A 13,523-nucleotide genomic window follows, 5' to 3' on the forward strand; every position below is an offset into this window, starting at 1 on the left:
CGCGCCAGGCGCCCGCGTGGTAGGGCCGTATGCCTTATGCGGCCGCGGAGCCGGCCGCAGGCAGGTGGCCGGCCCAGCGCTCGCGCGCCTCGGCGGGGCTGTCCGCGAACGACACGGTCAGGGTCTTGGATCCCGACCAGCCGCACCAGCAGTTGACCGACCATCCGTGCCACGGGGCGGGCAGCCGGATCAGTGCAGGCAGGTGCGAGTCGAGGACGAGCTCGGCATGACCACCGCGAGCCCGTGGCCGGCCGCCACCGCAGAAGTGTTGTTCGGCGTCGTCGGCAGTCCGCAGCCACCCGCGGGCGCGGGCAAAGCCTTGTGCCTCTCGCCGGACAACCGTGGGTGCGACCAACTGGGCACCGCAGTCAGGCCAGTCGCACCGGAACACCGTGACCCACATTCGCATGACCATCACGCTACGGACTTTGCTCTGGTTCTTCCGGTGCAGGTGATCAGTTCACCTGCACCGGGGAACCCACCCACGCTCCTCGGCGCCGGGTGGGCGTCAGGCTCACTGCCGGCAGCATCCCGACGAATCCATGGGCGATCATGAACGAGCCCAAGGCAATCCGGGTGGTGCGGCCCCGCGCAGCGCCTGATCCCGGGGCCGAACCCTCGGCCCTAACGTTCGGGGCTGCCGGAGTACAGAGTGGCCAGCAGCGGAACCAGTCCGCCCACGCCCCGATCGTGTTCGGCCCGCAGAACCCTCCCGAGCTGCGGATAGCTGGTCACGGACCACTTCTTGTTGTGCAGCCCGTCGGGGTAGAGCTGGTCCATGGACTTGCCGTACCCGTCGAGTACGACGAACTTCACGGGATGGTCCGCGTCGGTCCGGCGCATCCAGCGGGGTGGGCGCTTCGTGGCACCGGTCGCTGCGTCGTAGGCCGCGTCGGTCTGCCATGGCGCGTTGTCCTTGGTCTTGTATCCCGGACGGTGCGACGGGGAGTCAAATCGCTTGTGCTCGACCACGATGACTTCGCAACGCGTGCGGAGCTCGACCTCGATCACAAGGTCGACCCCGCTGGATGGCCAGTAGGCCGTCACGGACAGGACTTCGTCCGTGTCCATCGTTGGATCAAGACCGGCTAGCAGTGCGCGACACACGGACGGGGCCGCCCCGGGGTCAAGCAAAGTTGAAAGGGCAATCCCGTTGAAGGGGTTCTCCTTCATCGGGAATGGGTGCTCAGTGATCTCGTTATCGCGCAGCCAATCGCGATGAGCGGACCGATCGTCGTGTAGTTCCTGCTTCTGCGCCTCGGTGGGTGGTGGGGCGGCCATGCGGCGGATCTTGTCAGGGCGCTGCCCAGTGCTGAAGAACGTGATCACCAAGTCACACGAGCAGCCGAACGAATCAGGCCCAACTGCCGAGCAGGATGCCGACGAACCCGCCCGTGATCATGAACGGGCCCAGAGCGATCCGGGTGGAGCGGCCCGCGTGCCGCGAAAGGACCAACACCGTGCCGTAGAGCGCTGCGAGAAGTTGGCCCGCGAAGGCGCCCAGCGCAACGAAGAGCCAGCCGTGCCAGCCGAACAACATGCCCAGCGGCAGGGCAAGCTTGACGTCTCCGAAGCCGATGCCGCTCGGGTTGATGAGAAAGATCAGGAAATACGCGCCGGACAGGACGAGCCCGGCCAGCAGCGCCCGCGTGAATGGGCCCAGGTTGTGCGACACGGCAGCGCCGGCGCCGAGCAGGACAGCGACGGCTGCGGCCAAGGGCAGCGTCAGGACGTCTGGAAGGCGGTGTACGACGTGGTCGATCCAGCCCAGCAAGACCAGTACCGGCGTCACAGCGACCGCCGCCACGGCCCCGGCAGAGGGGGCCGCGGCCGCCAGTGCGCCGCACAGCACGCCGGTAGTCACCGCGAAGGCAGCGGTCCGCACGCCGGGAGCATCCCGCGCTCGCCGCCCTGTCGCGTGCGCGGCGCAGGAGCGGCAGCGAGCGGGGCCGCGCCATCCGGCCAGAACGTGCTTCTCGGGACAGGTGGTGCGGCGCGGCTGTCCGGCGGGAACGGCCAGCCGATACGCCGCGCTGGGTAGCAGCAGGCCCGCCACGGCGCCGTAGACGGCCGCGACGAGCACGGGAACTATGTGCATCGCCCGAGCGTACGGGGCATCGATCTTGTTCACGAGGGTCTGGCCTGCCGTGATGAGCGGGATCAACGCGCCCGAATCGGCGTGGTGTTGCGGCATGCGCCGTCAGTGGTGAGGAGGCGATCGATGGCACGTCACGACCACGACGTGGAGCGCGAAATGTGGGACCGGTACGCCGCTGCCCCGAAGAACGACACGAGCGCGGAGACCGAGGCGGTGTTCGCGTGGACACAGTGGGGTGCCGATCACGGGCCGGGCATCGAGCTCCTGGGCGCGCCCGCCACGGTGCTCGACCTCGGATCCGGGCCGGGGCGGGAAGCCGCATTTCTGGCGACGCAGGGTATGACCGTGACCGGGGTCGATCTGTCGCCGGTGATGGTCGAGACGGCGACGCGCCACTGGTCCGGCGCGGGGAGGGTGACCTTCGTGTGCAGCGAGGCCGTCGCCTACCTGACGGCAAGTACTGAGCGGTGGGACGCGATCTACTCCTCCTGGGGCGCGGTCTGGTTCACCGACCCGCAGATCCTTCTGCCGCTCATCGCTCAGCACCTGGCCCCTGGCGGCCGGTTCGTGGCTGCACATGCGCCGCCGATCCCCGGCGCGTACGGGCCGCAGGGCATGTACGGCGACGGCTTCAAGGGGCGCGCGCACTTCCACTATCGCTACGCGTACACCCCACGGCGCTGGGTGAGCCTGATGGCGCGTGCCGGCCTGGATAACCCTGCCGCCGAGGTCGTCCCGCCGCCGGTGGCAGGCGATGTCGGCACGCTCCTTCTGACCGCAAGGGGAGTGTGATCTCCGGCGTGCGGCGGTGCGCCGAGCGCGCGCTTCATACGGATCGCGTCGACCGACTCTGCGAGCAGTTCGAACTCGGTCGTCGCGTCGCGGGCGATGAACCGCAACAGCTGCCCATACTCCAGGACGAGCCCCGCCTGGGACTGCTCGGCGGCGTTGTCCCGCCAGGCCCTCAACTGCCCTGGAACATCGGGGGCATCGCGCGGCAGCGGGAACAAAACGCCCGCCGGTATGCCGGCCGTGTTCGGGGTGGGGTCAAGGCGCTCGGCGATCCAGGTCGCGCGTTCGCGTAGCCACCACAGCGCGAGCGGCAGGCTCGGTGCCCGGTAGGTTCCCAGCGGAACGCCCACCAGCTGGCCGCCGCATACACCGTATCCGGTGATCTCGCAGAGGAATTCTTCGTGCACGCCGCCCCCATCTGCGGTCCGTCCCCGACGGCTGGCGCGGTGAGTGTGTGTCGCGCGCAGGTGCGGGCGGGACCGGTTCGCCGGCGTCCCACGGCAGGTGGGACGCGTCGTGTGCGAGTCGGGGTTGGGTCGCCGTCCCGCCCGGGGCTGGTCGAGCATGCGGGCGATAGGAGGACATGCCGATCGGCACCCCGATTCCGTACGGCTATTGTCCGCTCACACCATGTGATCGTCGGCATATGCCGGGCGTATTGGCTGGAACCGCCTGCCGCTCTCGCGCCCGTCCATCAAGTCGCCTGCACAACAGCTGAGTTGCTGGGCATCGGGAGCCCCCGGAGCCGCCCTGGGCACGGAGTGTGGCTGAAATACCACCCTGAGCCAATGGCCGCGCCGTGGCAGAGCAGTCGCTCGTCCTGGTGATGATCGCGGTGTGTGCGTGACCGCCCGCCGACCCTGTGGTTGACGGATCGTGCCAAACCGAATCCTGATGACCGCCGCCTTCGTGGCAGCGACCTTGACCACCGCAATGCCTGCAGCGAATACAGCCGTGACGGTGAGCCCGTCTGCGGTGACCGCGCAGTGGCCGAACAAGTGCGGCTACTCGGTCACTACCGACGGGGCGCGGCTGCGCACCGGGCCCGGCTCCGGGTACACCACGCTCGGCCTGCTGCGAAAGGGCGATCCAGTGAGCGGCGCGCAGCGGCGCCGCGACTGGGACAAGGTGGGCCTGCAGGGGGGCTCCGGGGCCCGCCTTGGGAACCGCCGCAGCAACGGGCTCAAGGAGGGAACCACGGGCTGGATCTCCAAGCGCCTGCTCCAGGCCGACACCTGTATGCAGCTCAACTGAGCAGCACACGAGCGTGATCGCATCAGCCGTGGGGCGGTAGCCAATGGATCCTGTGCGTGCTGAGGCGCTCGCGCGCGGCCAGCGAAAGCAGCGTGATCACTATGGCGAGCCGCTGGGGGTGACGTTCGGCCGAATCATGAAGGTCCTAGAGCTGAACCAAACGCGGCTCGCCACCGTACTCGGCCAGTCCCCGGCGATGCTGTCGCAGTTGATCAGCGGGTTCCGGGTGCTGATGCAGAACCCGAGCGTGCAACAGCGCGCCCACCTGCTGGGCGAGTTGGCCGACGAGGTCGCGGCCGGACACGTCTCGCGCGAGGACGCGATCGGACGCATGGAGGAGATCCGGGCCGTGAACGTGGCGGGCTTCATCCCTCCGCCGCGCGGCGCCAACGTGCCCGGCAACCCCACGCTCAAGCGCGCCGTGCGGGACATCCAGGGCCTGCTGCAGTCCTTGGCGAGCGGCCCGGAACTGCTCCAGGCCGTGGCGCTCCTCGAGGACGAATACCCGGAGATTGCCGAAGTGCTGCGGGTGTATGGGACCGGCCGCACGCGCGATGCGCTGGCGCACTTCACGCGCCATCAGTGAGCACGGCGCGGCCGAAAGGGCAGCGGTCGAGCACGGGTGCGGGGACCCGGGCTGTCGGCCCTGGCTGATCTCCGCTGTGCCAGACTCAAGCTGTGATCGACATCGACGAGTTCACGCGGGGAGCCCGGCCAGCTATCCGAAGCTTGATCGAAGTCTACGCCGGTGGGGAGGCGGCTGCCGCGTTCGATGTAGATCCGCGCAGCGCCGTGGATGCCCTGGACGAGTACGTGATGCGCCTGCCCATCCGGGAGCTCGAGACCGACGACTGGATCACCCTGCACTCCGACCTGATCGCGTTCGTCACGGTGGTCCTCCAAGAGATCTACGGTGCCACGTGCCGTGCCCGGCTGGACGACGCGCTGCCCACTGGCTGGGAGTTTGTGATCGATGTCGTCGGCGAGGACGGCCAGCAGCGCACGATCGTCCCGTGGACATTGGTGCTTGAGCACCTGCGGCCCGTTCCGCAGCGAATCCCCCGCCTCCTGGAGGCCGTTGAACGTGCAGCCGGGCACGGAGCCGGCTGACCGGTTGAGCCCTCGTCCGCAAGACATCCGGCGTCATGCGCGGCAGGATGGCGCTCACACCTGGCACCCGTGAGGTGGCCGTGAGCGGTGAGACGCGAGACGCGAGACGTCGGCAGTTGAGGGATGAGGGAGTGCGCGTGGCAGCGGGGTGGGGGCTCCTGCGACAGATAGCAGCAGGAGCGGCGGCGGTCCTGATGGTCTGCGCGGTGCCGGGAGCAGCGAGCGCGCACGAAGAAGCGGAAGATCCGCCGGCGACGTACGGGTATGACCCGAAGGCGCAGACGGTCACGGGTAGTTCCAGCATGCTCAGCGGCCCCGAGTTAACCGAAGGAGATCCGTATCGCAGCACGCTCGCAGGCAGCGACCCGGTGTACTTCCGCGTCGCGCTCGACGCGCGCTCGAACGCGTACGTGTCGGCGGTCGCCGTGCCCGAGTCGGGCGGCGAGCTGACGGCGCTGCACTCGCTCCAGGTCAGCATCATGGATGCCGAGGGCGCCAGTTGTGATCGGCAGAGTCAGGGGTTCGCGAACGGGTTCGCGCAGCCGCTCGCCGTTTCAGCGATCCGCACCATCGAAGCTGCGGACGGCGAGACGGAGGCGAAGTGCCAGGAAGCGGGCACATATTACGTTGCCATCTCGCGCTCGAGCCGGGGTGCTGATGCCGCTCCGTGGCAACTTGATCTCCGTGTTGATGTCGAGGCCCCGCTGAAGAAGGCGGGCGCGGGCGGGCCGTCCGATGCCGCGCCGGACACCAAGCCAGCGAAGCCGACGGGCGCGCCAGCCTCGGTGGAGGGTGGGACCGGGTTCGCCCTCGCCGCACCCGTTCCGTCGGGCACTGCGACCAGCGGCATCAGCGCGGGGCAGTCGCGGTTCTACCGGGTGCCGGTCGGCTGGGGGCAGCGGCTGACGGTGGCCGCGGAGCTCGCCGCGAGCCGCAAGGGCTCGTACGTGGCGAGCGCCCTGTCGGTGTCGGTGTACAACCCGGCCCGCATGCACGCCGATACAGCCGTCAGTGGCTACCGCGGCGAAGCGGCCACCGCGGATGTCGAGGACCTGCCGGCCGTCGCGTACAAGAACCGTTCAGCCCGCCAGCGCACAGACGCGGCAATGCGGTTTCCCGGCTGGTACTACGTGAAGGTGACCGCCTCCCCCGAACTCGCGACCACCTGGGGCAAGGATCCGCTGAAACTGACGGTGCGCCTGACCGTCGACGGCACGGCCCGCAACCAGCCCGCGTACGCGGGAGATCCAGGCATCTTCCACTTGCCCGGAGCGAATCCCTCACCAACGCCCAAGGCCCCTTCGGCAGCCGAGGACACCGGCAATGGCGGGATGAAGCCCCTGGCGATCGGCGCCTTCGGCACGGGGACGCTTCTCCTTGCCGTCGCCGGTGCACGCGTAGCGCGCGCCCGCCGCACGTCGTAGCGGACAGAACACCGCCACCGACCAGACCCTCCCCCGCCGGAAAAAGTGAGCGGCCCTGCATCACGTGCGAAATGCAGGGCCTTGGGCTTCGGTCCTGTCGTCGCCCACCGCCGACCGTACGGTCGCCGCGAGGGGTGCGCATGTGGGATCGGCCAGCCGTGGATATCGCTTGTCGCCCAGTTCACCGAAGGGCAAGTTGGACAGATCTGCCCTGGTGCACCTGTGTCGCCCGCGGCTGCAGTATGTGTTCCGCGCGCGCAGGCGGCATCACCGTGCGACGGTGATGGACTTGTCTCGGACTATCGGGAGGGAGTTCAGTTGGTCCACGTTTCCCAGCGCATCTCTGGCGGCGGGCAAAGGCCTGCGTCGATCGCTTCCTCGTGCGACATGGGTTCGAAGCTGATGTAGACGCAGTCCTGATAGACCGGCTGCACTGCGTACCAAGCCAGGGACATGAGTGCCACCACGCACAGTGAGTAGGCCAGGTGTCGTGGTCTGGCAGGGCCGGATATCGGTCTGATCATGGCCGTGATCCTAGGGATCCGTTGATCAGGCCTGGAGCCAGGCCCAGATTCCCACGGCGATCAACAGGAATCCGATTCCGGTGAGCCAGCCCGTCCCGGTCGGCAGTCCGCTCTCCCGCGCTGCGGGCTGGAAGTCGACCGCGGGCGCCACCGGCGCGGTCAGGCGGGCAGTTGTGGCGGTCGATGACGGGGCCGGAGCCGGCGCGGAGGCCGGCTGTGAGAGCGCGGCGTCGGCTGCGGCGGCCTGGGGTCTGCGCAGTTGCGCGGTCACGCCGGTGAAGAAATCGGGCTCGGCAGCTGGCTGAGGCTCGGTGGTGAGCGGGCCCTGGCGGCCGAAGCCGTCGGGCAGAGGCGCGAGTTGGTCGAACACCTCGATGATGCTGTCGCTGTCCGGCTCTGGCAGCTGCGGGGCGATCGCCGTGAGGGCCTCGCGGGCCTGGTGCGCAGTGGCGAGGCGCTGCAGCGGGTCGGGGTGTAGCAGTTGGGAAATGACCTGCCACCACGGTTCAGGAACCTGCTCGGGGGCGGCAGGTGGCGTTCCGTCGTCGGTGTAGGCGCGGACGAGGGCCGGGGTGTCGGGGTGTTGTCCTTGGAGGAGGTAGAGGGCGACGACGCCGACGGCGAACAGGTCGGCCTGCGGGTCGGGTTCGGCGCCGTCGTACTGCTCGGGGGCGATATAGCCGGGGGTGCCGATGACCTGATGCACCTGGGTCATGCGCACATCGCCGTCCTGGTGGGCGAGGCCAAAGTCCGCGATCCGCAGCAGCGTCTGTTTTTGCCCGGTGGCCTCGAGCAGCAGGTTGCCGGGCTTGATGTCGCGGTGCACGATCCGCATCCCGTGCACGGCCTCAAGTCCGGCCAGCAGCTGGTCGACGAGGGTGGCGACGTAGCGGGGCGGCAGGGGCCCGTAGTCGCCGACGAGACTCGCCAGTGTGCCGCCGCCGGCCAGGTCCATCGCGATGAGAACCTTGTCGTCGGCCGCGGCCCATCCGGACGGTGCCAGCACATGCGGATGCTCGATGCGGCGGGCGCCTTCACGGACGAACCGAAGCAGGTTGTGGGCCTGGGACTGCTGCAGCATCTTCGCCGCGACGTACCGCTGTTCGCGGATGTCCCAGGCGCGGTAGACGAGGCCGAAGGCGCCTTGCCCGAGCTCGTCCACGAGAACGTACCGTCCTGCGAACAGTGTGCCCGCGCCCATCGTCTCCCCCAGTCGTTCGCGGTCGTTGATCGGATCCTGTACTACGTGTGTTGGTGCCCGAGGTAGTGGGCGAGCGCCTCGTCGGTGCGGCCGGCGCCGTACACGGCCAGGAACTGGGCCAGCTGCGGATGCGTCGCCTTGAGCACGGCCGCGGCCGCAAGGAGATCGCGGGCGTCAGCGACCTCGCGCAGCAGCCCCTGCACTTCGCGGACCACGCGCCGCGCGGCCGCCGCATCGACGCCACCAGACACCGAGTCCGCGGACGCCCGCGGGCGGGCGGACAGCACCGCGCTGTCCTGCAGCAGCTTGATCTCGTCCATCTTCTGAGCGACCTCGGCCGGGCCGAGCGCGCCCTTCGCGGCCTGCGAGGCGAGCGCTTGCAGGGCGCTGAGGCGCTGCATCACCACCGGGTTGCCGATCTTCGCACGCTGCCCGGACATCAACTGCGACAGCATCGGCGCCGACAGGCCGAGCACGCCGGCCAGGCGGACCTGGTTCAGACGGAGATCATGAAGGAGGTCCTTGAAGATCTCGCCGAGCGGGCGCCCGTACCACGCACGCTGCAATTCTTTCGCCTTCGCGCAGGCGTCTTGATGCGCCTCGTCCAGCACGGCAGGCCCCCCTTTGCGCGCGAACCGGCCTGCATCATACGGAAGTTCAGACACGTCCGGAGTGGGGCAGCGGGGCTTCAGGCGGCCGGCTGCGCCGTGAGGTGGCGAAACCGTGTGCGCGCCTCGACCACGTCCGGTCCGGCCTCGTACTGGGCCCAGTGCTCGTGGGTCACGATCGCGGTAACGACTTCGAGGCGGCGCTCGCGCAGTGCGGCGAGCTTCGCGGTCAACTCGGCGTCGTACGCGGCTGTGGTACGCCGGCGCGGCACCTCGGTGACGTTGTCGGACAACACCACCACGGCGTGCGGCACCGAGGCAATCTCGGCATCCAGCCGGGACCTTTCCTCCGCCAGTTTGAGCAGGTCAGCAGGGAAAACAGAGTCAACGGCCATGCGGCCCATCCTACGTTCCAGTGACGGCCTACTCGGCGCTCCCCGGTTCAGGTACAGGCCCGAAGTCCCCCGGGGAGTCGGTGGTCAGCACCGCGTACAACTCAGGGTCGGCTTGCACCTCGGCGGTGTGCTGCCACTCGGCGATGAGCTGGGCCACGATGCTGGTATCCGCCGGGTCGTCGGTGTCGAGGGCGTGGGCAAGTTCCACGGCGAAGTCACGCACGTCGCTCGCGGACAGGAACCGCGCCCAGGGAAAGACCGTTGGCAGTACATCCAGGAACAGCGCGCGCCCCGCCGAGGTGCGCAGCATCGCAGCGGCCATCCTGCGCGTCGCGATGAGCACCGGCGCGTCCTGGTCGGCGCGCAGCGCCGTATTCAGGATGAGGCCCTCGCCGCCTGTGCACCGCAGCTTGATCTTCTGGGCCCCGTGCAGGACGGCCAGCAACGGCTCGGGGTCGGCCAGGAACTTCGCCAGTTCGGTCTCCACTACCGCTGCGCTCATGAGGGCAGTGTCGCCCACTGCAGGCCGGGTCTCGATATGAGCGCCTACGTCGTCGCGACTACCGAGCGCATCCGTGCAGGTCGCAGTGGGGATCAGATGCGCCAGACGCGGAGTTGCTCGGCCGCCGCGTAGAGGTCCACTCCCCCGCTGTTGATCTTTCGGACGAGGTCGGACAAGGCGCCGTACGGGGGGTCGATCGCTTCGCCGGACTGGCCCATGTACTGGGCCGCGACGATGGCGGCGAACAGGGAGTTGCGGTGCGGCAGCGGCTCCAGGCGGACGATGGTGTGGAGGAGCGCGGCCGCGCGCCAGGCCGCGTCCGGGTCCGAGGCCGCCAGGGTGGGCATCTTCGTCTTGTGCCGGGCCACCGCGGCGACCAGCGCCGAGTAGTCGGTGACGGACACGTCTTCGGGGACGGCTTGTTCCTGGACGTCCAGCAGCCAGGCAACATCGACGTAGAGGATCATCAGGCGGCGTCAGCGCCCTGGACCGTGCGGCTGGCGGGCGGGATCTCCTCGGGGAACTGCTCGTCGAACTCGCCGCGCAGTTTGTCCGCCCAGGTCTGCGCGCCGGCGACGAACTGCAGCCGCTGCGGTTCACGGACCCCGAGGTCGTGTAGGTACTGCTTGAGGCTCTTGCCCTCGGCGGCCGCGGCCGCGCGCAGTCCGGGCATCTCCTCGTCTTCGAAAGACACATTCAGCGATGGCATACCTCCACGGTACCTACTTGGTACCAGGCATGGGAGGGAGTCCCCGGGGAGCGTATTGCGGGGTGCGTGGGGCAGCTCATCCGCTCCAGGGGGCCCGAGCCGAGAACACGGGTAGGCTCTCCAGTAGGAGACGAGATCTCCGGTGAGCCCTGGGCCCCGCACTAGCGGGGCTCTTGTGCGTTCAATCACCTACCAGCGCGAGCGCCCCGGACTGGGTTGTCAGTGACCCCGCGTACGGTCGCCGCCATGGAACTGCCCGGCTCGTCTTACCCGCGCCAGATCCCTGACCAGCACTGGGAGATCGGACCCGGCTGGAGTCTTCTCCTGCAACGCCTCCACGAGCAGCTGAGCGCCATGGCCGGCGACTACTCGGTGCTCTACCTCAAGGAGAAGTTCGGCGGTCTCCGCCTAGCCCTGGACCCCGTGCCCCGCGAGTACGCCGCCCGTGTCCACGAGCTGGTCGCTGAGGCCGAACGGAACGCCTCGGCCACCTGCGAGTTCTGCGGCGAGCCGGGGCGGATCCGCACGCGAGGGGACCGGGCCGGTGCGTGGCGTAAGGCTGTGTGCGAGCCGTGCCACGCCGCCTGGACCCGCGGCGACATGGCGCTCGTCGCCGGGCAGGTCCGGCGGCGCGGCGACATACCACCGCGCCGACGCTGATCGGGATGTCGCAGCAACTAGACGGCACGGCCGGCGCGCACCCGCTCGGTCGCTGCTGTCGCCCTCGCCCCGCCTAGCCCGCATGGCTTCACACCAGTGGCACGTCCACTTCTCCGAGGAAAGGCCAGCACGATGGGTAACACCTCCTTCACCAACCAGCAGGACCTGTACGACGACTTGGAAGTGACCGTCCGGCTGTCGGGACGCGCCGCCCACCACGTGCGGCGCCGAGCGGAGGTCACCGGCATGTCACTGGAGACAGTGACCGCGGAGGCGGTGGGTGACGAGTTTCGCCGGCGAACGTACGACTCGCTCTATGCCATCCGTGTGAATCACGCGGCTCGGATCGAAGGCCTCGCAGGGCGTCTGGCGAAGATGATGCTCGAGCTTGGAGGGCTGCCCCGTACCGACGTCGGGGCCGCGCTCGCGCTGGCAACGGACATGTTCGGTGACGAACTGCATGACGATGTCAGGGCCCGCCAGGTGGCGCAGATGGCCAGCCTGTACGCGGACTACGGCACCGCGTTCGGAGAGCGGCCGGATGGCTCGTACGGGCCGGTGGAGGAGACGAAGGTCCGCTTCAGCGTCACACCCGAGCAGTACGACGCGCTCCGCCGAATCGGCTATCCCGGCAACGACGCCGACGCTCAGATCCTCGACCTCGCCCTTCACCAGCTCGACCCCGATCCGGAGCTCCGCGCCACCCCCGAGGCCCGATGGGCGACCCTGACGCTCTGGCGCACCGAGGGAGACTCGCTGTGGCGCGGCCGCTGTCTCGACTTCGAGATCGCCGAGCGAACCGCGTCCACGCCCCAGGCGGTCATCGACGAGCTGCGCGAGTCGATCCGCGAGCTGGTGCAGGCGGACTCGCATGTGCTCGACCACTGGGCGACCACCGACACCGTGCGCGTCCCCAAGGGCGACAGCATCCTGCGCCTGGCGGTGCTGCTGACCAAGGTCGAGCAGGACGGCAGCTGGGAAGCGTACGAGCCGATCACCGGGTGCCGAGCGCGCCACGCACAACGCGACGCCGTGCTCGCCGACTTGGCCACCGCCGTCGGGCAATGCTCCGGTCTCGAGGAGATTGTCGAGGCGCGGGTGCGGCCGGTCGATGTCGTCTATCCCGAGGACTACCTGGCGCGGCAGGAAGCCGACCGTGCGGCCCGGCGGAACATGTCGGAAGACGAGCGGCGCGCGGAGCTCGCCCGCTGGTACAAGAACGCCGAGCGGCCGCGGGCCGAGACCTGGTAGAGCGTCGACACGCATCACGGCGCCCTCGCCCGACCTTTCTTAGGTGCATATGGCGTGTGATCGGTCGATACTGAACAGGTCAGGCTCCGTGGAGCCTGGAAGTCGTGTCATCGGGAACCCCCGACGGAGTCGGGAGCCGGGTGATGCGCAACCAGTTCGCGCCGGAGCCTCGCCAGGGATCGTGGATTCCTGGAAGTGGAGCCGGGTGACCCGGGGCATTACCGGGAGCCCGGTTCTGCGCCCCCAAGTCTTCGGTTGCGAGATGGCGAGCGACAGCCCTGTGGTGGGTTCTGGGAGCACGCCGGAACCGGGTGACCGGATCGAACCGGTGGCCGGATCCTCCGCATGGAGCGGTGCGGCGCCCAGGCCGTCGCAGGGCTTTTCGCCTGTCCCGGCGCGCGACGTGATCGGCCGGCTCCCTGGGAATCAATCCTCGTCGATCAGGAAGCCGCGCATCGGCACGGGCGGCAAGCCCTCCGGGCCCTGGGGGTGCAGCGGGCCAGGTCCTGCTGCCGGGCCATCGCCCGGCTTCTCCTGGCGGCGCAGCCGACCCAGGGTGGACACGATCGTGCTGTAGGTCAGTGCCAGTGCCTGAATGGGTGCGGTAGCCACCAGCGCGTGGACCAATTCGGCCGGGGCCACGATCTCGCGCGCGGAGTACTGGAGATGCTGGGTGACCGTGATGGGGTCGATGGGTCGGCCCTGGTCCAGGAGACCTTGGGCGGCCCGGAAGACGGCCTTGTGCTCCGCGGCCGCGAAGTCTTCTGAGTCGAGGCTGACCAGCAGGACTGCTGCGGTGGCGGGATAGCACAGCAGCGCACCCAGCACCGTCCGCTCCGCGTGCGGGTCGGCGTGTTGGGACGGCGGTTCGGGGTGCCCGACAAGGGTCTTGGTCACGTACTCCTCCGAGAGCAGGTGGTCCGCTGGGCTGCAGACACTACGGCGTTGGCGCAGCAGCAGGTCATGACTCGTGGGCCCGCATCGGCTGGAGCGCG

Annotated in this window: 17 protein-coding genes and 1 pseudogene; 7 read left to right on the plus strand and 11 right to left on the minus strand. The window is 69.1% G+C overall.

Going from position 1 to position 13,523, the window contains the following annotated elements; genetic code table 11:
• Positions 1-34: 34 nt before the first annotated feature.
• From JAO81_RS03955 to JAO81_RS03965, 3 genes are all read right to left on the minus strand, one after another.
• On the minus strand, positions 35-409 hold the full coding sequence (locus JAO81_RS03955; protein ID WP_199546328.1) for a hypothetical protein: 375 nt from the start codon (positions 407-409) through the stop codon (positions 35-37).
• 215 nt (positions 410-624) lie between these two features.
• Entirely contained in the window at positions 625-1,071 is a 447-nt protein-coding gene (locus JAO81_RS03960; RefSeq protein WP_199546329.1) for a hypothetical protein, read from the minus strand.
• 283 nt (positions 1,072-1,354) lie between these two features.
• Positions 1,355-2,194, minus strand: coding sequence for an A24 family peptidase (locus tag JAO81_RS03965; RefSeq protein ID WP_307813126.1), 840 nt, complete (start codon positions 2,192-2,194; stop codon positions 1,355-1,357).
• A 27-nt stretch (positions 2,195-2,221) separates the two neighbouring features.
• Between JAO81_RS03965 and JAO81_RS03970 the strand changes: the two genes are divergently transcribed.
• Positions 2,222-2,890 (plus strand): bifunctional 2-polyprenyl-6-hydroxyphenol methylase/3-demethylubiquinol 3-O-methyltransferase UbiG, encoded by a 669-nt coding sequence (locus tag JAO81_RS03970; protein WP_199546330.1) that lies wholly within the window; start codon positions 2,222-2,224, stop codon positions 2,888-2,890.
• A gap of 17 nt (positions 2,891-2,907) precedes the next feature.
• On the opposite strand, the pseudogene JAO81_RS42175 reads toward JAO81_RS03970, so the two are convergent.
• Positions 2,908-3,297 (minus strand): annotated as a pseudogene (locus tag JAO81_RS42175) (hypothetical protein); the annotation flags it as partial.
• A gap of 553 nt (positions 3,298-3,850) precedes the next feature.
• Between JAO81_RS42175 and JAO81_RS03975 the strand changes: the two are divergent.
• The 4 genes from JAO81_RS03975 (at position 3,851) to JAO81_RS03990 (ending at position 6,678) form a co-directional block, all read left to right on the plus strand.
• Positions 3,851-4,144, plus strand: a complete 294-nt coding sequence (locus tag JAO81_RS03975) for an SH3 domain-containing protein (protein WP_199546331.1) — start codon at positions 3,851-3,853, stop codon at positions 4,142-4,144.
• Positions 4,145-4,187: 43 nt separating this feature from the next.
• Positions 4,188-4,730, plus strand: coding sequence for a DNA-binding protein (locus JAO81_RS03980; protein ID WP_199546332.1), 543 nt, complete (start codon positions 4,188-4,190; stop codon positions 4,728-4,730).
• A gap of 92 nt (positions 4,731-4,822) precedes the next feature.
• Positions 4,823-5,254: a hypothetical protein gene (locus tag JAO81_RS03985; protein WP_199546333.1), complete on the plus strand. Its 432-nt coding sequence runs from the start codon at positions 4,823-4,825 to the stop codon at positions 5,252-5,254.
• Positions 5,255-5,391: 137 nt separating this feature from the next.
• Complete coding sequence (locus tag JAO81_RS03990) at positions 5,392-6,678, plus strand: hypothetical protein (protein ID WP_199546334.1); 1,287 nt, start codon at positions 5,392-5,394, stop codon at positions 6,676-6,678.
• Positions 6,679-7,227: 549 nt separating this feature from the next.
• Here JAO81_RS03990 and JAO81_RS03995 read toward each other — a convergent pair.
• The 6 genes from JAO81_RS03995 to JAO81_RS04020 all read right to left on the minus strand — a co-directional run bounded on the left by JAO81_RS03995 (position 7,228) and on the right by JAO81_RS04020 (position 10,617).
• Positions 7,228-8,403, minus strand: coding sequence for a serine/threonine-protein kinase (locus JAO81_RS03995; protein ID WP_199546335.1), 1,176 nt, complete (start codon positions 8,401-8,403; stop codon positions 7,228-7,230).
• Positions 8,404-8,444: 41 nt separating this feature from the next.
• A complete protein-coding gene (locus tag JAO81_RS04000; RefSeq protein ID WP_199546442.1) occupies positions 8,445-9,011 on the minus strand; it encodes a DNA-binding protein in 567 nt (188 codons plus the stop codon).
• Between the two features lie 80 nt (positions 9,012-9,091).
• On the minus strand, positions 9,092-9,406 hold the full coding sequence (locus tag JAO81_RS04005) for a hypothetical protein (protein WP_199546336.1): 315 nt from the start codon (positions 9,404-9,406) through the stop codon (positions 9,092-9,094).
• A gap of 28 nt (positions 9,407-9,434) precedes the next feature.
• Positions 9,435-9,908 (minus strand): hypothetical protein, encoded by a 474-nt coding sequence (locus JAO81_RS04010; RefSeq protein ID WP_199546337.1) that lies wholly within the window; start codon positions 9,906-9,908, stop codon positions 9,435-9,437.
• Positions 9,909-10,000: 92 nt separating this feature from the next.
• Positions 10,001-10,375, minus strand: coding sequence for a toxin Doc (locus JAO81_RS04015; protein ID WP_199546338.1), 375 nt, complete (start codon positions 10,373-10,375; stop codon positions 10,001-10,003).
• Positions 10,375-10,617, minus strand: a complete 243-nt coding sequence (locus JAO81_RS04020; RefSeq protein ID WP_199546339.1) for a hypothetical protein — start codon at positions 10,615-10,617, stop codon at positions 10,375-10,377. Before JAO81_RS04020 ends, JAO81_RS04015 begins: the two co-directional genes overlap by 1 nt.
• Before the next feature lie 246 nt (positions 10,618-10,863).
• Between JAO81_RS04020 and JAO81_RS04025 the strand changes: the two genes are divergently transcribed.
• Both JAO81_RS04025 and JAO81_RS04030 read left to right on the plus strand, forming a co-directional pair.
• On the plus strand, positions 10,864-11,277 hold the full coding sequence (locus tag JAO81_RS04025; RefSeq protein ID WP_199546340.1) for a hypothetical protein: 414 nt from the start codon (positions 10,864-10,866) through the stop codon (positions 11,275-11,277).
• Between the two features lie 132 nt (positions 11,278-11,409).
• Entirely contained in the window at positions 11,410-12,528 is a 1,119-nt protein-coding gene (locus tag JAO81_RS04030) for a hypothetical protein (RefSeq protein WP_199546341.1), read from the plus strand.
• A gap of 426 nt (positions 12,529-12,954) precedes the next feature.
• Here the strand turns inward: JAO81_RS04030 and JAO81_RS04035 are convergent, their stop codons facing one another.
• Positions 12,955-13,425 (minus strand): DnaB-like helicase N-terminal domain-containing protein, encoded by a 471-nt coding sequence (locus JAO81_RS04035; RefSeq protein ID WP_199546342.1) that lies wholly within the window; start codon positions 13,423-13,425, stop codon positions 12,955-12,957.
• Positions 13,426-13,523 lie beyond the last annotated feature (98 nt).

The sequence above is a fragment of the Streptomyces sp. N35 genome, from assembly GCF_016464295.1.
Classification (GTDB): domain Bacteria; phylum Actinomycetota; class Actinomycetes; order Streptomycetales; family Streptomycetaceae; genus Streptomyces.

What these genes read in the sequence shown, in the direction of transcription:
- JAO81_RS04010 (WP_199546337.1), bottom strand. Translation starts at nt 9,908, where the DNA reads ATGAGCGCAGCGGTAGTGGAGACCGAACTGGCGAAGTTCCTGGCCGAC.
- JAO81_RS03960 (WP_199546329.1), bottom strand. Translation starts at nt 1,071, where the DNA reads ATGGACACGGACGAAGTCCTGTCCGTGACGGCCTACTGGCCATCCAGC.
- JAO81_RS04015 (WP_199546338.1), bottom strand. Translation starts at nt 10,375, where the DNA reads ATGATCCTCTACGTCGATGTTGCCTGGCTGCTGGACGTCCAGGAACAA.
- JAO81_RS03970 (WP_199546330.1), top strand. Translation starts at nt 2,222, where the DNA reads ATGGCACGTCACGACCACGACGTGGAGCGCGAAATGTGGGACCGGTAC.
- JAO81_RS03995 (WP_199546335.1), bottom strand. Translation starts at nt 8,403, where the DNA reads ATGGGCGCGGGCACACTGTTCGCAGGACGGTACGTTCTCGTGGACGAG.
- JAO81_RS04030 (WP_199546341.1), top strand. Translation starts at nt 11,410, where the DNA reads ATGGGTAACACCTCCTTCACCAACCAGCAGGACCTGTACGACGACTTG.
- JAO81_RS04025 (WP_199546340.1), top strand. Translation starts at nt 10,864, where the DNA reads ATGGAACTGCCCGGCTCGTCTTACCCGCGCCAGATCCCTGACCAGCAC.
- JAO81_RS03965 (WP_307813126.1), bottom strand. Translation starts at nt 2,194, where the DNA reads ATGCCGCAACACCACGCCGATTCGGGCGCGTTGATCCCGCTCATCACG.
- JAO81_RS03980 (WP_199546332.1), top strand. Translation starts at nt 4,188, where the DNA reads ATGGATCCTGTGCGTGCTGAGGCGCTCGCGCGCGGCCAGCGAAAGCAG.
- JAO81_RS04020 (WP_199546339.1), bottom strand. Translation starts at nt 10,617, where the DNA reads ATGCCATCGCTGAATGTGTCTTTCGAAGACGAGGAGATGCCCGGACTG.
- JAO81_RS04005 (WP_199546336.1), bottom strand. Translation starts at nt 9,406, where the DNA reads ATGGCCGTTGACTCTGTTTTCCCTGCTGACCTGCTCAAACTGGCGGAG.
- JAO81_RS03955 (WP_199546328.1), bottom strand. Translation starts at nt 409, where the DNA reads ATGCGAATGTGGGTCACGGTGTTCCGGTGCGACTGGCCTGACTGCGGT.